The organism is Massilia sp. CT11-137 (assembly GCF_047302885.1).
In the GTDB taxonomy this organism is placed as follows: domain Bacteria; phylum Pseudomonadota; class Gammaproteobacteria; order Burkholderiales; family Burkholderiaceae_D; genus Telluria; species Telluria orientalis.
This window is the reverse complement of the sequence record NZ_JBKYMP010000001.1, coordinates 196496-214004: the sequence shown is the minus strand read 5'-3', so window position 1 is coordinate 214004 and position 17509 is coordinate 196496. Positions and strand designations below refer to the sequence as shown.

At 63.9% G+C, this 17509-nt stretch carries 13 protein-coding genes; 10 read left to right on the top strand and 3 right to left on the bottom strand.

What is annotated here, in order from left to right; translation table 11 throughout:
- Nucleotides 1–24: 24 nt before the first annotated feature.
- Complete coding sequence (locus tag ACEN98_RS00935; RefSeq protein ID WP_413380701.1) at nucleotides 25–1452, bottom strand: S41 family peptidase; 1428 nt, start codon at nucleotides 1450–1452, stop codon at nucleotides 25–27.
- An 81-nt stretch (nucleotides 1453–1533) separates the two neighbouring features.
- Complete coding sequence (locus ACEN98_RS00930; RefSeq protein ID WP_413380699.1) at nucleotides 1534–2739, bottom strand: glycosyltransferase family 4 protein; 1206 nt, start codon at nucleotides 2737–2739, stop codon at nucleotides 1534–1536.
- Nucleotides 2740–2993: 254 nt separating this feature from the next.
- On the opposite strand from ACEN98_RS00930, the gene ACEN98_RS00925 reads away from it, so the two are divergent.
- The 10 genes from ACEN98_RS00925 to ACEN98_RS00880 all read left to right on the top strand — a co-directional run bounded on the left by ACEN98_RS00925 (nucleotide 2994) and on the right by ACEN98_RS00880 (nucleotide 16060).
- Nucleotides 2994–4361, top strand: a complete 1368-nt coding sequence (locus ACEN98_RS00925) for a UDP-glucose dehydrogenase family protein (protein WP_413380697.1) — start codon at nucleotides 2994–2996, stop codon at nucleotides 4359–4361.
- The gene (locus ACEN98_RS00920) at nucleotides 4358–5371 is read left to right on the top strand and encodes an NAD-dependent epimerase/dehydratase family protein (protein ID WP_413380695.1); all 1014 of its coding nucleotides are present in this window, start codon (nucleotides 4358–4360) and stop codon (nucleotides 5369–5371) included. The genes ACEN98_RS00925 and ACEN98_RS00920 overlap by 4 nt, the downstream gene beginning before the upstream one ends.
- Entirely contained in the window at nucleotides 5368–6408 is a 1041-nt protein-coding gene (locus ACEN98_RS00915) for a bifunctional UDP-4-keto-pentose/UDP-xylose synthase (RefSeq protein ID WP_056134049.1), read from the top strand. The genes ACEN98_RS00920 and ACEN98_RS00915 overlap by 4 nt, the downstream gene beginning before the upstream one ends.
- Nucleotides 6409–6460: 52 nt before the next feature.
- Nucleotides 6461–7603, top strand: a complete 1143-nt coding sequence (locus ACEN98_RS00910; protein WP_413380693.1) for an FAD-dependent monooxygenase — start codon at nucleotides 6461–6463, stop codon at nucleotides 7601–7603.
- A gap of 205 nt (nucleotides 7604–7808) precedes the next feature.
- Nucleotides 7809–8390, top strand: coding sequence for a hypothetical protein (locus ACEN98_RS00905; RefSeq protein ID WP_413337640.1), 582 nt, complete (start codon nucleotides 7809–7811; stop codon nucleotides 8388–8390).
- Nucleotides 8391–8678: 288 nt separating this feature from the next.
- A complete protein-coding gene (locus tag ACEN98_RS00900) occupies nucleotides 8679–10664 on the top strand; it encodes a M13 family metallopeptidase (RefSeq protein WP_413385931.1) in 1986 nt (661 codons plus the stop codon).
- Nucleotides 10665–10760: 96 nt separating this feature from the next.
- Entirely contained in the window at nucleotides 10761–12827 is a 2067-nt protein-coding gene (locus tag ACEN98_RS00895; RefSeq protein WP_413337648.1) for a M13 family metallopeptidase, read from the top strand.
- A 152-nt stretch (nucleotides 12828–12979) separates the two neighbouring features.
- Nucleotides 12980–14623: an ArnT family glycosyltransferase gene (locus tag ACEN98_RS00890; RefSeq protein ID WP_413380691.1), complete on the top strand. Its 1644-nt coding sequence runs from the start codon at nucleotides 12980–12982 to the stop codon at nucleotides 14621–14623.
- A 46-nt stretch (nucleotides 14624–14669) separates the two neighbouring features.
- The gene (locus ACEN98_RS00885) at nucleotides 14670–15668 is read left to right on the top strand and encodes a glycosyltransferase family 2 protein (protein ID WP_413337637.1); all 999 of its coding nucleotides are present in this window, start codon (nucleotides 14670–14672) and stop codon (nucleotides 15666–15668) included.
- Nucleotides 15665–16060, top strand: coding sequence for a GtrA family protein (locus ACEN98_RS00880; RefSeq protein ID WP_413380689.1), 396 nt, complete (start codon nucleotides 15665–15667; stop codon nucleotides 16058–16060). The genes ACEN98_RS00885 and ACEN98_RS00880 overlap by 4 nt, the downstream gene beginning before the upstream one ends.
- 49 nt (nucleotides 16061–16109) lie before the next feature.
- Here the strand turns inward: ACEN98_RS00880 and ACEN98_RS00875 are convergent.
- Nucleotides 16110–17479 (bottom strand): IS3 family transposase gene (locus ACEN98_RS00875; RefSeq protein WP_413380687.1). Its coding sequence is split into 2 segments (ribosomal slippage): nucleotides 16110–16988 and nucleotides 16991–17479, totalling 1368 coding nucleotides; the frame shifts between segments, so codons are not numbered across the junction.
- Nucleotides 17480–17509 lie beyond the last annotated feature (30 nt).

Below are 17509 nucleotides of genomic sequence, written 5' to 3'. Positions count from 1 at the left end.
CGTCAGTACAGGCGTTGTGCGGAATCAGTGAGCCTGTTGGGCGAGCGAGGCGGGCGGCGTGGCGCGTTTGGATAACTGTACGGGCAGGCCTTGCAGATGGTGCAGCGCCTGGGTCAACTGAAAATCGTCCGCGCTGCCGAATTCCAGCGGCTTGCGGGTGCGTTCGGCGGCGAGGATCCGCATCTGCTCCTCGATGTCGTCGTGGTTCGTCGCTTCCTCGCCCGCGCGGCTGGTGTCGTTCTTGAGGTGGTGCTGCAGGTCGGCCTCGCGCATGCGCAGGGCGTTCAGGCCGTCGCCGTCGGCGTTCTCGTCGACGGGGACGTCGGGCACGATGCCGCGCGCCTGGATCGAGCGGCCGCTGGGCGTGTAATAGCGTGCGGTCGTCAGTTTCACGGCGGTGTCGCCGGCCAGCGGGCGGATCGTCTGCACCGAACCCTTGCCGAACGTCTGGCTGCCGACGATGGCGGCGCGTTTATGGTCCTGCAGCGCACCCGCGACGATTTCCGATGCCGATGCCGAACCCGTGTTCACGAGGACGACCATCGGAATCGTTTTATACAGGTCCGGCACCTTGTCGAGCGGATCGTTGCCGCGGCTGAGCAGGTAGTACTCGGGGCTGCCGTAGAAGCGGGCCTTCGAATCGTCCAGCTGGCCGTTCGTCGAGACGATCTCGGCATTCTTCGGCAGGAACGCGGCGGAGACTCCAATCGCGCCCTGCAGCAGGCCGCCCGGGTCGTTGCGCAGGTCGAGCACGAGACCTTTCAGGTTCGGCTCCTCGCGCGCGAGCGCGGCCAGTTTATTCGCGAGATCCTCGACAGTCGGTTCCTGGAACTGCGACACGCGCACCCACGCGTAGCCGGGCGCGACGATCTTGCCCTTCACGCTCTTCTGCACGATCTCGTCGCGCACGATCGTGAACGACAGCGGCGCCGGGGCGTTCTTGCGCAGCACCGTGAGCACGACCTTCGTGTGCGGCTCGCCGCGCATGCGCTTGATGGCCTCGTCGAGGTCCATGTCCTTCACCGCCGCGCCGTCGACGTGTGTGATCAAATCGCCCGCCTGGATACCGGCGCGGGCGGCCGGGGCGTCCTCGATCGGGGTGACGATGCGGACATAGCCTTCTTCGCTCTGGTTGATCTCGATGCCCAGGCCGACGAATTTGCCTTCGGTCCCTTCGCGCAGTTCGCGGTAGGCCTTGCGGTCCAGGTAGGCCGAGTGCGGGTCGAGCGCGCCCACCATGCCGGAGACGGCCTGCGTGAGGAGCTTGCGGTCTTCGACGGGCTCGACGTAGTCGGCCTTGATCGTGTTGTAGGCATGCGCCAGCTGGTGCAGGCCCTCGATGGGCATGCCGTCCACCGGCTTGTGGGCCAGGGCCGAATATTGCATCGTGACGCCAACCCCGAGGATCACACCGAGGGTGACCAGGGCAACGTTCTTGAAGCTGGAGCGCATGGGCGATGAGCGAAAGGAGACTGCGGTCCAGTATAACCCTCCCGCGGCCCCGGTGCGACGCCGGGATGCGCGGGAGTCCCGTCAGGCGACGGCGCGCTTGCCCGCCGGCAAGCTGCCGCGGCTGTTGATGATGCGCGAAAACAACGTCAGTTGCCCGTTGGTCGTGTCGTCCCAGCTGAAACCCTCGGCATAGCGGCGGGTGGCGGCGTGGTCCGGGTAGCTGCGGCGCAGTTCCGTCAGCGCCTCGGCGATGCCTTTCGCCGTGCGTTCCTTCATCAGCACGCCGGCTTCCGGCCTGGCCACGACTTCCGGCGTGCCCCACACGTTGGATGCAACGACCGGGGTGCCGCAGGCCATCGACTCGAGCAGCACGTTGGCCCAGCCTTCGCGGCTGGACGCGAGGATCATCGCATCGGCCGCGTTGTAGTAATGCTTGAGCTCGGTCTGCGCGACGGCACCGAGGAATTTGACGCGGTCGGTCACGCCCAGGCTGGCGGCCAGCGCTTCCAGCTTCTTGCGCTCCGGGCCGATGCCGGCAATCAGCAGTTTCACGTCCGGCAGCATCGGCAGCGCGCCGATGGTCAGGTCGTGCGCCTTGCGCGGGTCGAGCACGCCGACGGAAATGACGGTGAAGCCGTCGATGCCCAGCTGGGCGCGCGCGGCCGCGCGGTCCATCGGCACGAAGCGCTGCAGGTCGACGCCGTTGCGCAGCGAGACGATGCGGTCGCCCGGAATGCCGAGACCGATCATCTCTTCGCGCAGTGCCTGGCACACCGTGATCATGCCGGCCGCGTTGTTTGCCGCCCACATGAGCTGCTTTCTCGGCAGCGTGAACTGCGGAATCAGGTTAATGTCGGTACCGCGGGCCGTAATGACGACGGGCTTGTTGAAGTACTTGCCCAGCATCACCGCAGCGACGCCGTCCGGATAGAAATAATGCGCGTCGATGACGTCGAAGTCATAGCCCTCGTCGATGATGCGCCCGATCTCTTTCTTGCAGGCCTGGGCCATCAGCCACGGCGCCGCCGTCATCCCGACCTTCGGAATGACGAGGTAGCGGGGGTGCGTGACCTCGATGTCGTAGCGGGTTTCGCGCGCCGGCACCTTGGAAAACGCCGCGTAGTCGCCGAAACGCGGGTGCTGCGACGGGAACCAGGGCACGGGCGCGACGACTTTCGATTCGACCTGGCCGCTGGCGAGCAGGTAACGCAATCTTGTCTCGACAAAGATGCCGTGGCTGGGTTTGACCGTGTTCGGGAAGAGGGAACTGAATGTAAGGAGCTTCATCGACGATGTGCGCAGGGCGGAATAGCAGAGCGTAGCATCTATTATGTAATAGATTGCAATTACTTGGCTTTTCTAACGGAACGTCCTCCAGTTTAATAGCAAAAAAGCAAACGTGTAGCGTGCTCGCCAGAAATCTGTGATAAATTCGTCTAGTTATTAACCCGGCGGCAAGTCCTCCGGCCCACTCCCTCATGAGGCGAACCGGCATGCAGCGCGGGCGTCCCATGGTCCCTTACCTCAATCTGTAGAAGATCATGAAAATTTCAGTTATCGGGACTGGTTACGTCGGACTGGTGTCTGGCGCCTGCTTCGCCGACGTCGGCAACACCGTGCTGTGCCTGGACGTCGATACGCGCAAGATCACGATGTTGAAGGACGGGATCATCCCGATCCACGAACCCGGCCTGGACAACCTCGTCCAGCGCAACGCCGCCGCCGGCCGCCTGCTGTTCTCGTCGAACTACGACGATGCCGTCAGCCACGCCGACATCATCTTCCTGGCCGTCGGTACGCCGCCGGACGAAGACGGCAGCGCCGACCTGACCCACATCCTGTCGGCCGCGCGCAGCATCGGCGAGCGCCTGACGAAGCCGGCCGTGATCGTCGACAAGTCGACCGTGCCCGTCGGCACCGCTGAAAAAGTGAAACGCGCCATCGCGGGCGAACTGGAGAAACGCGGTGTGAACGTCGCGTTCCATGTCGTCAGCAACCCCGAATTCCTGAAAGAAGGCGCCGCCATCGACGACTTCATGAAGCCGGACCGCATCGTGGTCGGTTTCGACGACGCCGAAGCCGGCAAGCAGATGCGCCAGCTGTACGCGCCGTTCAGCCGCAACCACGAGAAATTCGTCGAGATGGACATCCGCAGCGCCGAGCTGACGAAGTACGCGGCGAACGCGATGCTGGCCACCCGCATCAGCTTCATGAACGAGTTGGCCAACCTGTCCGAACTGCTGGGCGCCGACATCGAGGCCGTGCGCCTGGGCATCGGCATGGACCCGCGCATCGGTCCGGACTTCCTGTACGCCGGCATGGGCTATGGCGGTTCCTGCTTCCCGAAAGACGTCAAGGCGCTGATCAAGACGGCATCCGACCATGACAAGCAGCTGCACCTGCTGACCGCAACCGAGAAGGTCAACGAAGAACAGAAGAACGTGCTGTACACGAAGCTGGTGCGCTTCTTCGGCGGCGCAAACAACCTGAACGGCAAGACGATCGCCCTGTGGGGCCTGTCGTTCAAGCCGAATACGGACGACATGCGCGAAGCGCCCAGCCGCATCCTGGTCAAGTCGCTGTTCGACGCGGGCGCCAACGTGGTCGCCTACGACCCGGTCGCCAGCACCGAGGCGAAGCGCGTCCTGGTGGCCGAGCATGGCGAAGACCTGTGCAATACCCGTCTGCGCATCGTCGAGTCGGCCAAACAGGCCGTCGAAGGCGCGGACGTGCTCGTGCTGGTCACGGAATGGAAGGAATTCCGCGCGCCGGACCTGCCGTTCCTGGCCGAGAACCTGAAACTGAAGGCCGTGTTCGACGGTCGTAACATCTACGATCCGGACGCCTTCGCCGCCGCCGGCCTGGTCTACGAAGGCATCGGCCGCCGTTCGGGGAAAGTCGAGCAATGACGGAAGCAGTGAGCAACAAGGGAACGATCCTCGTCACCGGCGCGGCCGGCTTCATCGGCAGCGCGGTGGCGGTGCGCCTGACCGCCATGGGCCACACCGTGGTCGGCTGCGACAACTTCAACGATTACTACGACCCGGCGCTGAAGCACCACCGTGTCGAGGCGCTGTTGAAACCGGCCGGCGTGCCGTGCGAGACCGTCGAACTGAGCGACGGCGAGCAGGTCGCCGCGCTGTTCGAGCGCGTGAAACCGGCGCTCGTCGTGCACCTGGCCGCCCAGGCCGGCGTGCGCTATTCGCTGAAGAACCCGGCCGCGTACGTACAGGCGAATCTCGTCGCGTTCGGCCACATGCTGGAAGCGTGCCGCAACCACAAGGTCGAGCATCTGTTGTACGCGAGCAGCAGCAGTGTCTACGGCGCCAACGCCAAGACGCCGTTCAGCGAGGATGACGTCACCGACGCGCCCGTGTCGCTGTATGCCGCGACGAAGAAGTCGAACGAGCTGATGGCCCATTCGTACAGCCATCTGTACGGCATTCCGACGACGGGCCTGCGCTTCTTCACGGTGTATGGACCGTGGGGCCGCCCGGACATGGCCTATTTCAGCTTCGCGCGCAAGATGCTGGCGGGCGAGGCGATCCCCGTGTTCGCCGAAGGCAAGCTGTACCGCGACTTCACCTATATCGACGACATCGTCGAAGGCGTCGTCCGTCTGCTGTTCAAGCCGACCAAACCGGAAGGCAAGCCGCCGCACGCCATTTTCAACATCGGCAACCAGACGCCGGTGCAGGTGCTGGACTTCATTCGCACGCTGGAAGGCGCGCTCGATGTCAAGGCGACGCTGGACTTCCAGCCGATGCAGCCGGGCGACGTGCCGGCCACGCACGCCGATACCAGCAAGCTGCAGGATTGGGTCGGCTACAAACCCACGACGTCACTGGAGGCGGGTTTGCGTGAATTTGCGCGGTGGTATAATCGGGCGATACGTGAAAATGTTTCCTACCTGAAATGAAAAAAGTCCTCATCCTCGGCGTCAACGGTTTTATCGGCCACCATCTCTCCAAGCGCATCCTGGAGACGACCGATTGGGAAGTGTATGGCATGGACATGAACTCCGAGCGGATCGCGCATCTGCTGGACCATCCGCGCATGCACTTTTTTGAAGGCGACATCACCATCAACAAGGAGTGGGTCGAGTACCACGTCAAGAAGTGCGACGTGATCCTGCCGCTGGTGGCGATCGCGACGCCGTCGACGTACGTGAAGGAGCCGCTGCGCGTCTTCGAACTGGACTTCGAGGCGAACCTGCCGATCGTCCGCTCGGCCGCCAAGTACAAGAAACATCTGATTTTCCCGTCGACGTCGGAAGTCTACGGCATGAGCCCGGACTCGGAATTCGATCCGGAGAACTCGGAACTGGTCTACGGCCCGATCAACAAGCCGCGCTGGATCTACGCCTGCGCCAAGCAGCTGATGGACCGCGTGATCTGGGGCTACGGCATGGAAGGCCTGAACTTCACGCTGTTCCGTCCGTTCAACTGGATCGGCGCCGGCCTGGATTCGATCCACACGCCGAAAGAGGGCTCCTCGCGCGTGCTGACCCAGTTCCTGGGCCACATCGTGCGCGGCGAACCGATCCAGCTGGTCGACGGCGGCCAGCAGAAGCGTTCGTTCACCTATGTCGACGACGGCATCGACGCGCTGATGCGCATCATCGAGAACAAGGACGGCAAGGCCACCGGCAAGATCTTCAACGTGGGCAACCCGGTCAACAATTATTCGATCCGCGAACTGGCCGGCATGATGCTGGACCTGGCTGCCGAGTATCCGGAATACCGCGAGACGGCCAAGCAGGTGAAGCTGGTCGAAACGAGCTCGGGCGCCTATTACGGCACCGGCTACCAGGACGTGCAGAACCGCGTGCCGAAGATCGAGAACACGGTCTCGGAACTGGGCTGGAAGCCGCAGGTCTCCATGCGCGACGCGCTGGTCAAGATCTTCGATTCGTACAAGGACAAACTGGGCGACGCCGAGCAGCTCAACACCTGACCTGCGTTCGATCCTCGTTGAAAAGGCTGCCGCGGCAGCCTTTTTTATTCACATGCACATAGCCATTCTCGGCGGTGGCGTGGCGGGTGTCGCCAGCGCGATCGCTCTCAAGCTGAAAGGCCACGACGTCACCGTCCACGAACGGCGCGCCGGCGATGCGAACATCGGCGCGGGGATCGTCGTGTGGCCGAATGCCGCCTTCGTGCTGGATCAACTGGGCCTCCTGGACGACATGGCGGCCGTCGCCGGCCGCCCGCGTGCGATGCGCCGCCTGTCGCGTGCCGGCGCGGACCTCGGCGCGCTGGATATCGGCCTGATCGACGCGCGGATGGGCTATCCCAGCCTGTCCATCCTCAGGAGCGATTTCCAGCGCATCCTGTCGGCGCGGCTGCAGGCGCTGGGCGTCGCCGTCCGGTATGGCCGCAACGTCGCGCGCATCGAACCGGGTGCGGTCGTCCACTTCGACGACGGAACGACCTTGACGGCGGACCTGATCGTCGGCGCCGACGGCCGCATGGCATCGTGCGCCCGCCGCTACGTCACGGGCGGCAATGCGCCCATCTACCAGGGCTTCATCAACTGGATCGGCGTCTGCGAGGGGGAGTTCGACGTGGACACGATCTCGGACTATTGGGGCACGGGCGAACGCTTCGGCATCGTGCCCGTCGCGCGCGACAAGGCGTATTGGGCCGGCGGCGCGGCGCAGGCCATGATCGGCACGCGCGATCCGGACGCTTATCGGGACGAGCTGCAGCGCCTCTTCTCGGACTGGCCGGAACCGGTACGGCGCATCGTCGCCACCACGCCCGCCGCGCGCATCAACAAGATCTACGTGCACGACCACGATCCCGTGCCGACCTGGCACCGGGACAACCTGGTCATGATCGGCGACGCGGCCCACGCGGCCCTGCCCACGTCCGGCCAGGGCGCGTGCCAGGCGCTGGAAGACGCGTGGCACCTGGCGAACTGCATCGACGCACATCCGGGCGATGTGGGCCAGGCCCTGCAAGCGTTCACCGCGCTGCGCTTCCAGAAAACGGCGGGCATCACGCTGGCCGGCCGCGGCCTGGCGGCGTCGCTGTTCAACCGCGACGAGGCCTTTTGCCGCGAGCGCGACCGCGCCAGCCGGCACGCGAATCATGCGGATCTCGCGCGGGCGATGGCCGATGGGTGGAGCCGGCACCTGCCGCTGTAAGTACGCGCCGTAAATACGACCTCGGGGTTCTTGTTAATCCTTGTATCTCCCGGCAAACACGGCGTAAGCATTTGTAAAGTGCCCGGACAGGGTGGGGGGCGGAGCATATAGTTCTTATCAGTTTTTCTCTCTCTCTCTCCACTCTTGAAGTGGTCTTTGCCCACGGTTCCCCCACCGTGGGCTTTTTTCTGCCCGGAGCCCAAAGATGATCACGACCCGGTTCGCCCGCGCTGTCCTGTGCGCGCTCGCCATCGGCAGCGCCGTCCCTTCGTTCGCCGTCCCGCTGATGGACATGCGCGTCGAGGACCTGCTGTTCATGTCCGCCGACGTAAAGAAATCCCTGAACCTGACCCCGAACCAGCAGACCTTGTGGAACCAGGTGGAAGGCCGTTCGCGCTCCATCCTGCGCGAGCGCCAGCGCCGCCGCGAGGCGCTGCAGGAACAGGCGAAGACGCTGCTCGCGAAGCCGGAGGTCGAATTGCGCGACCTGAACCGGGCCGTCGAGGCGGAAGCCGCGGCGACCAATACCGAGGACAAGCAGCTGCGCGAAGCGTGGCTGGAAGTGAACGATGCGCTCGACGACAAGCAGCGCGCCCAGGTCGCGACGTTCATGGGCGAGCAGTTGATGCGCGTGGTGCCGGAGGGGCGTTCGGGCACCGAACGCGGCGGCGAACGTGGCGGGGAGCGCGGCGGCGGCCGTCCGGGCGGCATGGGCGGCCACGGGCGTGGCGGCATGGGCGGCGGCATGGGCGGCCCCGGCGGCGCGTCGATCAATCTCGGCGGTTGAGGCGTACATACAATGTATCGTTAAGTAAAAATCCGGCGCCCGTCGCTGATTCGACTATCCTTCCCCGCTAAAATTGGTGCCGCCGCGCAACCGATAACAACGATAGTCATGAGCACCAGCGAAGTCCTCAAGAGCCCGCCGCCGGCGATTCTCGTGCAGAGCGCGGCGACGGCGGCCCGGTGTATCGGCACACTGGGCCGTGTTACATTCGCGGATGGCCACAAGCCACACCGCAGCACACAAGGACCCCTCGTGAAACGTTACCTTCTCAGTACCCTGACCCTCTCCATGCTGGCCACCTTCGCATCCGCGGCGGACCGCGCCGGCATCGACACGCAATACATCGACCCGAGCGTACGCGTGCAGGACGATTTCTTCACTTACCTGAACGGCAAGTGGCTCAAGACGACCGATATCCCCGCCGACCGCTCGAGCTGGGGCACCTTCATGAAGCTGCGCGAGGACACGCAGCCGCAGCTCCTCGGCATCATCGAAGCGGACCAGAAGGACCCGCACAAGAAGGCCGGCACGGACGCGCAAAAGATCGCCGACCTGTACACGAGCTTCATGGACGAGAAGAAGCTGGAGACGCAGGGCTACAAGCCGCTGACGGGCGAACTGCAGCGCATCCGCACGCTGAAGGACAAGAAGGGCGTGCCGGACCTGATCGCGCACCTCATTAAAATCGGCGTCGCGACGCCGTACGGCATCGGCGTGGCGCAGGACGCGAAAGCGTCGACGAAGTACGCCACCTACATCCGCCAGGGCGGCCTCGGCATGCCGGACCGCGACTACTACCTGAAGGCGGACGACGCGAAGATGGCCGCGGCCAAGGCGAAGTACGAACAGCACGTCGCGAAGATCCTGGCGCTCGCCGGCGACAAGGAGGCGGACGCGAAGGCGAAGGCCATCGTCGCGTTCGAGACGGCACTGGCGAAGGCGCAGTGGACGAAGGTAGAACTGCGCGATCCGAACAAGAACTACAACAAGATGGACGTCGCGCAGCTCACCGCGCTGACGCCGGGCTATGACTGGAAGACCGCGTTGGGCGCCGCCGGCGTGGGCAACAAGGTCGATTACGTGATCGTCGGCCAGCCGACCTACCTGCAGGCCTTCGACAAGCTCCTCGCCGACACCGACATCGAGACGGTCAAGGCGTATTTCCAGTGGCAGCTGCTGCGCGAATACGCGCCTTACCTGTCAAAGGCGTTCGTCGACGCGGACTTCGATTTCTACGGCAAGACGCTGACCGGCGCGGACGTCAACCGTCCGCGCTGGAAGATCGGCGTGTCCGTCGTCGAGGGCGCGCTGGGCGAGGCGCTGGGCCGCGAATACGTGGCGAAATACTTCCCGCCGGAGCGCAAGGCGCGCATGGAGGAACTCGTCAAGAACGTCCTCGCCGCGTACCGGGAATCGATCGACCAGCTGGACTGGATGGGCCCGGAGACCAAAAAGGAAGCACAGGCCAAGCTGGCGAAGTTCACGCCGAAGATCGGCTATCCGAACAAGTGGCGCGATTACACCCGCCTGAGCGTCAGGAAGGATGACCTGGTCGGCAACGTGATGCGCGCCGCGACCTTCGCCTACAACCGCAACATCGACAAGCTGGGCAAGCCGATCGACCGCGAAGAGTGGGGCATGACGCCGCAGACGGTGAACGCGTACTACAACTCGCGCATGAACGAGATCGTGTTCCCGGCCGCGATCCTGCAGCCGCCGTTCTTCGATGCGAGCGCGGACGACGCCGTCAACTACGGCGGCATCGGCGCCGTGATCGGCCACGAGATCGGCCACGGCTTCGACGACAAGGGCAGCCAGTCGGACGGCGAGGGCAATCTGCGCAACTGGTGGACGGCGGACGACCAGGCGCGCTTCAAGGCCAAGACCGACATGCTGGTGAAGCAGTACGACTCTTTCGAGCCACTGCCGGGCTACCACGTCAACGGCGCCCTCACGCTGGGCGAGAACATCGGCGACAACTCGGGCCTTGCCATCGCGTACAAGGCTTATAAAATCTCGCTGCACGGCCAGCAGGCCCCCGTCATCGACGGCCTCACGGGCGACCAGCGCTTCTTCATGGGCTGGGCCCAGGTGTGGCGCTCGAAGATGCGCGAGGCGCAGCAGATCGTGCAGGTGAAGACCGACCCGCACTCGCCGGGCCAGTTCCGCGCCAACGGCACGCTGCGCAACCAGGCCGCGTTCTACGAGGCATTCGGCGTGAAGGAAGGCGACAAGATGTACCTGCCGCCGGAGCAGCGCGTCACGATTTGGTAACAAAACGGATCGCCATCAGCGATAATCGAAGCCGGCGGTACCCCCGCCGGCAACCCACCATCCCACCCATAACAACCCGAGGGAGATGAAGAGATGATGAAGAAGCACACCCTGTTGAGCGCCCTGACCCTGGCGCTGCTTGCCAACGCCGGCCATGCGGCGGAAGGCGCCGCCGCCAAGAACACGGCCATCAAGAAGGGCCAGACCCTGGCCGCCGGCGTCGCCACCGAATACATCGATCCGGCCGTGCGCCCGCAGGACGATTTCTACGAATACCTGAACGGCAAGTGGATGAAGACGGTCGAGATCCCGGCCGACAAATCGAGCTGGGGCTCGTTCGCCAAGCTGCGCGACGACACGCTGCCGCAGCTGCGCGGCATCATCGAGAAAGCCGCCGCCGGCAACCCGGCCAAGGGCACCGACGCCCAGCGCATCGGCGATTACTACGCCAGCTTCATGGACGAAGCGAAGCTCGAGCAGCTCGGCATCACCCCGCTGAACGGCGAACTGGCGAAGATCGCGGCGCTGAAGGACAAGTCCGAGCTGCCCGCGCTGCTGGCGCACCTGGGCAAGATCGGCGTGAACGTGCCGTACGATTTCGGCATCCACCAGGACAACAAGGATTCGACCAAGTACGTCGCCGACATCTATCAAAGTGGCCTCGGCATGCCGGACCGCGACTACTACCTGAAGGCGGACGACGCCAAGCTGGCCGACGCGAAGGCGAAGTACCTGACGCACGTCGAGAAGACGCTGGCACTGGCCGGCGACAAGAACGCCGCCGCCAACGCGAAGGCCATCGTCGACTTCGAGACGGAACTGGCCAAGGTGCAGTGGACCAAGGTCGAACTGCGCGACCCGATCAAGGCCTACAACAAGGTGCCGCTGGCCGACATGGGCAAGGTCGCGCCGGACTACGACTGGAACGGCTACCTGCAGGCCACCGGCATCGCCGGCAAGACGACCTATGTGATCGTCAGCCAGCCGACCTACCTGAAAGGCTTCGCCGAGATCTCCAACAAGACCTCGCTGGACACCTGGAAGGCCTACCTGACGATGCACCTGGTGGACGCGTACGCGAACTACCTGAACAAGGCCTTCGTCGACGAGCGCTTCGACTTCTACGGCAAGACGCTGTCGGGGGTGAAGGAGATGGAACCGCGCTGGAAGCGTGGCGTGGGCGCGATCGAGCGTTCGCAGGGCGAGTCGCTGGGCAAGCTGTACGTGGCCGAGTACTTCCCGCCGGAGCGCAAGGCGCGCATGGAAGCGCTGGTCAAGAACCTGCTGGTCGCCTACAAGCAGAGCATCGACAAGCTGGACTGGATGTCGCCGGCGACCAAGAAGGAAGCGCAGGCCAAGCTCGCCAAGTTCACGCCGAAGATCGGCTACCCGAACAAGTGGAAGGATTACTCGGCCCTGGTCGTGTCGCGTGACGACCTGGTGGGCAACGTGATGCGTTCGCGCGACGTCGAGTACAACCGCGAGCTGAACAAGCTGGGCAAGCCGATCGACCGCGACGAGTGGGGCATGACGCCGCAGACCATCAACGCGTACTACAACCCGGAGATGAACGAGATCGTCTTCCCGGCCGCGATCCTGCAGCCGCCATTCTTCGACGCGAATGCGGATGATGCCGTGAACTACGGCGGCATCGGCGCCGTGATCGGCCACGAGATCAGCCACGGCTTCGACGACCAGGGCGCCCAGTACGACGGCGACGGCAACCTGCGCGACTGGTGGACGGCGGCCGATCACAAGAACTTCGAGGCCAAGACGAAGATGCTGGTCAACCAGTACAACCAGTTCGAGCCGATCAAGGGCTACCACGTGAACGGCGAACTGACGCTGGGCGAGAACATCGCCGACAACTCGGGTCTCGCGATCGCTTATAAAGCCTACAAGATCTCGCTGAAGGGCAAGAAAGCGCCCGTGATCGACGGCCTGACGGGCGAACAGCGCCTGTACATGGGCTGGGCCCAGGTGTGGCGCACCAAGATGCGTGAGCAGCAGCAGATCGTGCAGGTGAAGACCGACCCGCACTCGCCGGGCCAGTTCCGCGCCAACGGCACGCTGCGCAACCAGCCGGGCTTCTACGACGCCTTCAAGGTCAAGCAGGGCGACAAGATGTACCTGGCGCCGCAGGAGCGCGTCATCATCTGGTAATCCCGGCCCCAACGCCATCCCGCAGTCCCGGGGATGGCGTTGTCGTTGTTAGCGGTCGCAAATACAACATGGTTACAACTTGATGCTCTTAAAGCTTGCAAATATGCTAAAGTTCGCGACGCTGTCCCATCGTTGACCTTTCCCCGACATTCATGCAAGCGGTTTTCCAGAAACCCTCGTCCCGGTTCCTTTGCCTGGCTTATTTGTGCGCCGTCCTCGTCGGCGCGCTGGCCGTGTTCATGGCGAAGTCGTACCAGTCCGGTTTTTCCGGGGCGGATGAACCGTCGCACTTCCTCAACGGGTATTTTGTCTCCGATTACATTGCCCACCATTTCGGCAGCAATCCGATGGGCGCGGCCACCGATTTCTACGTCCATTATCCGAAAATCTCGATCGGGCACTGGCCGCCGGCCTATTACGGCATCCTCGGTCTCGTGTTCCTCGTGCTGCCGCCGACCTTGCCGGTAATCTTCGCCGTCAACGTCCTGTTCGCCGCACTGCCGGCGATCGGCGTCGCCGCGGCGCTGTCCATGCTGGCCGACCGCCGCGCCGCGCTGGCCGGGGCGCTCGTCTACGCGGTGACGCCGCTGGTGCTCGAAGGCCACGTGATGTTCATGGCGGACCAGCCGCTGACCGCCTGCCTGGTCGCCGCCACCGCCGTCTGGATCGTGTTCAGCGTGCGTCCCGGCTGGGGCAGCGCGCTCGGGTTCGCGCTGCTCGCCGCAACGGCCGTGCTCGTCAAGGGCAACGGCTGGCTCGTCGTGTTCGTTCCCGTCTTCCACATCCTGCTGACGGCCAACTGGAAACTGCTGCTGTCGGTGCGGCTGTACGTCGCCGCCGCGCTGGCGGCCGCCATCGTCGTGCCGTGGTACATGCTGACGGCCAAGATCGCCGCCGACGGTTTCAACTATCAGGCGGGCCTGCCGTATGCGACGAAGGCATTGCTGTACAACCTGCAGGCCCTGGGGCGGAACGTGACGCCGGTCGGCGGCCTGCTGGCCCTGTACGCCATCGTGGCCGAGTTCCGCGCACGCCGCGCCGATCCGGCACGCTGGACGATCGTCAGCGCCGTGATCAGCCTGCTGCTGGCGACCCTGCTGCTGCAGTCGCTGGTGCCGGTCGACATCGTCGAACGCTACATGGCGCCCGCGCTGCCGGCCGTCGTCGTGCTGGCCGTGCTCGGCGCCGTGCGCCTGCTGGCTCATTTGCCCTCCCTTCTGCGCGCGGGCACGCCCGCACCGGCGCTCGCCGCGCTGGCCGTCGTGATGGCCGTGCCGGGCATCGTGCACCTGGTCCAGCGCGCGCCAAAGGCCGATACCGGCATCGCCGCCGTGACCGACCGCCTGGCCGCCGCCAAGCCCGTGCTGACCGTCATCGACGGCAGCGCCTCCACCGAAGGCTGGTTCATCGCCGACATGGCCGTGCACGACAGCGCGCTGCGCGGCTACGTCGTGCGCGCATCGAAGCTGCTGGCCGACTCGAATTTCATGGGCACCACCTATACCCTCAAGTACCACGACACCGCGGACGTGCTGGCCGAACTGCACCGGCTGGGCGTCCAGCACGTCGTCATCGTGCGCGAGGGCGGCAAGGACGCCTATCCGCACAGTGCCCAGGTGCGCGAGGCACTGGCGCGCGCCGATTCCGGCTTCCGGCTCGGCCAGGCCCTGCCGCACCAGTACCGGTCGGGCGTCACCGAAGTCTACGACGCCGTCGCCCCGGCCCGGCCCGACATCGCGGCCGTCCGCAACATGGGCCTGCCGGCCAAGGCGACGGCGCTCACCAAATTGCAGTAATCCCAGTTCACCCGTCACACAACAGTATCCGCAGCGAGGACGCAGCATGCCTTCCACACTGAAAACCAATGTATTGCCGATCGAAGCGGCCCGCGCCGCGTATGCCGGCCTCGACATCGCAGTGATCCTGCCTTGTTATAACGAGGAGGCCGCCATCGGCGCCGTCGTCGAAGGCTTCCGGCGCGAACTTCCGCAGGCGCGGATTTACGTCTACGACAACAATTCCAAGGACCGCACGTCCGAAGTGGCAGCGGCCGCGGGCGCCATCGTGCGCGCCGAGACCCTGCAGGGCAAGGGCAACGTCGTGCGCCGCATGTTCGCCGACATCGATGCCGACATTTACCTGATGTGCGACGGCGACATCACCTACGACGCCGCGAGCGCCCCGGCGCTGATCGCCAAGCTCGTCGAGGAAAACCTGGACATGGTCGTCGGCTGCCGCGTCGACTCGGAGGAAGCCGCCTACCGCGCCGGCCACCGTTTCGGCAATGCCCTGTTCACGGGCTTCGTCGCGCACCTGTTCGGCAACCGCTTCACCGACATCCTGTCGGGCTACCGCGTGTTCTCGCGGCGCTACGTGAAATCGTTCCCGGCGCTGTCGAACGGCTTCGAGACCGAGACCGAGCTGACCGTGCACGCGCTGCAGCTGCGCATGCCGATCGGCGAACTGGACACGCCGTACGGCGCGCGCCTGGAAGGCTCCACCAGCAAGCTGTCGACCTACCGCGACGGTTTCCGCATCCTGCTGATGATCACGAAGCTGTTCAAGAACGAGCGGCCGCTGCTGTTCTTCACGATCCTGTTCGCGCTGCTGGCGCTGGTGTCGATCGGCGTGTCGATCCCCGTGCTCGTGACCTATCTCGAGACGGGCCTGGTGCCGCGCCTGCCGACCGCCGTGCTGGCCGCCAGCATGATGCTGCTGGCCTTCCTGGCGCTCACCTGCGGCCTCGTGCTCGACACCGTCACCCATGGCCGGCGCGAGATGAAGCGCCTGGCCTACCTGACCGTGCCGTCGGTCGGGGCCACGCGCGAGAAAAAGGCTTGAAGCAGTTCTTCCGTTTCTGCCTCGTCGGCGCGCTGGGTTTCGTCACCGACTTCGGCGTCCTGTACGCCGTCGTCAAGGGCCTGGGCCTCGGCCCCACGAGCGGGCGCATCGTGTCGTTCCTCGTGGCCGCCACGGTCACGTGGAAGGTCAACCGCCATTTCACGTTCGTGAAGCAGGACGCAGGCTCCGTGCGCGAGTGGCTGCAGTATCTGGCGTTCACCGGCGTGGGCGGCTTCATCAACGTGGCCGTCTACCAGACCTGGCTCTGGTTCACCGACCACAGCACGCTGAACCTGTTCCTCGGCGTCGTGGCCGGGTCGGCGGTGGCGCTGATGTTCAACTTCGTGATCTCCAAGCGCGCGGTGTTCGCCGAGCGGCGCGCGGTGCAATAAAAAAGGCCGCTCGAATGAACTGACCCCGTAAAGTTGGACGGTTAGTTTGCTAGGCAGCCAAGGCCTGAGTTCTGTATTGCACAGGACTGAGGCCTTTTAGTTTGAGTTTGATACGGTCGTGATTGTAATAATGGATGTACTCAACCAGGCCATCCCGTAACGCATCGACGCTGTCGAATTTGTTCAGGTAGAAGAACTCTGACTTGAGCACCCCGAAGAAGCTTTCCATGGCCGCGTTGTCATGGCAGTTGCCTTTGCGCGACATGCTCTGCACGAGTTCCCGCTCCCGAAGCTGATGCTGGTAAGCCGGCATCCGATACTGCCATCCCTGGTCGCTGTGAAGCAGTGGCTTCTCATGAGGCTGCAGCTTGGCCAAGGCTTTCTTGAGCATTGAGCTCACCATGTCGAAGACGGGACGCTTGTTCATTTCGAAGGAAATGATTTCGCCGTTGTACAGGTCCAGCACGGGCGAGAGGTACAGCTTCTCGCCGGCGACGTTGAACTCGGTCACGTCCGTCACCCACTTCCGATTGGCGGCATCAGCCTTGAATTGGCGTTGCAGTTCATTGGGCGCAGCTTGCCCCACTTCGCCCGTGAACGAGCGGTACTTCTTCGGTCGCACGAGCGATTTCAGCCCCAGTAATCCCATCAAACGCTGGACGAGCTTATGGTTGACTGGACTGCCTGACTGGCGAATCGCGGCGGTAACGCGTCGGTAGCCATAACGTCCCTTGTGGCGTTCGAAGACAGCTTTGATTGTCTCTTTCAGCTTCCCGTACTTGTCCTCCTGTCGCAGCAAACCCTGCTGATAATAGAAGGTGCTGCGCGGGAGCTGCGCCAGCTTGAGCAAACTGGCGATCGGGAACTGCTGCCTTAGTTCTTGCACTACTTGCGCTTTTTGCGCGGCGCTTGCTTTGGCCGGGCTTGAACTAAGGCCTGCAATTTTTTTACGTAAGCTAGCTCCATACGCAGTTGATTTACCTCGGCCAGCAAATCCTCGCGGCTGCGCTTGTCGTCATCCGGAGCCTGATCCGGCTTACTTGTGTCTGACGCCGTCATCGGCCTGGGTCTTCCTCTACGGCGTGGTTTCAACGCCTCGATGCCGCCCTCCTGGTACGCACGCTCCCACATGCTAACCATCGCATAACTGCGAATATCGAATTTGGCGGCAGTTTGATTAATCGAGAGCCGATTGTCCCACATGTGCTGCAACACAGACAGCTTGTACTCAGCGCTGTATCCGCTGGACTTCTTGCGCAAACCTGCCCCGCCGTGGAGCTGGTAGGCCGCGACCCACCGCTGCAAAATGACATGGCTACTTAACCCGTGCCGTCTTCCGATCGCACGGTAGCCTTCAGATGTGTCCGCTAGATAGTCCTGGACAACGGCGAGTTTGAACTGCTCGCTGTACTTGGCCATGAAAAAACCCCAAAAGTTGGTGTCCAACTT

Bases quoted from the DNA above. Each gene is read 5' to 3' on its own strand.
- ACEN98_RS00935 (WP_413380701.1), bottom strand. From the start codon at position 1,452: ATGCGCTCCAGCTTCAAGAACGTTGCCCTGGTCACCCTCGGTGTGATC.
- ACEN98_RS00930 (WP_413380699.1), bottom strand. From the start codon at position 2,739: ATGAAGCTCCTTACATTCAGTTCCCTCTTCCCGAACACGGTCAAACCC.
- ACEN98_RS00925 (WP_413380697.1), top strand. From the start codon at position 2,994: ATGAAAATTTCAGTTATCGGGACTGGTTACGTCGGACTGGTGTCTGGC.
- ACEN98_RS00920 (WP_413380695.1), top strand. From the start codon at position 4,358: ATGACGGAAGCAGTGAGCAACAAGGGAACGATCCTCGTCACCGGCGCG.
- ACEN98_RS00915 (WP_056134049.1), top strand. From the start codon at position 5,368: ATGAAAAAAGTCCTCATCCTCGGCGTCAACGGTTTTATCGGCCACCAT.
- ACEN98_RS00910 (WP_413380693.1), top strand. From the start codon at position 6,461: ATGCACATAGCCATTCTCGGCGGTGGCGTGGCGGGTGTCGCCAGCGCG.
- ACEN98_RS00905 (WP_413337640.1), top strand. From the start codon at position 7,809: ATGATCACGACCCGGTTCGCCCGCGCTGTCCTGTGCGCGCTCGCCATC.
- ACEN98_RS00900 (WP_413385931.1), top strand. From the start codon at position 8,679: ATGCTGGCCACCTTCGCATCCGCGGCGGACCGCGCCGGCATCGACACG.
- ACEN98_RS00895 (WP_413337648.1), top strand. From the start codon at position 10,761: ATGAAGAAGCACACCCTGTTGAGCGCCCTGACCCTGGCGCTGCTTGCC.
- ACEN98_RS00890 (WP_413380691.1), top strand. From the start codon at position 12,980: ATGCAAGCGGTTTTCCAGAAACCCTCGTCCCGGTTCCTTTGCCTGGCT.
- ACEN98_RS00885 (WP_413337637.1), top strand. From the start codon at position 14,670: ATGCCTTCCACACTGAAAACCAATGTATTGCCGATCGAAGCGGCCCGC.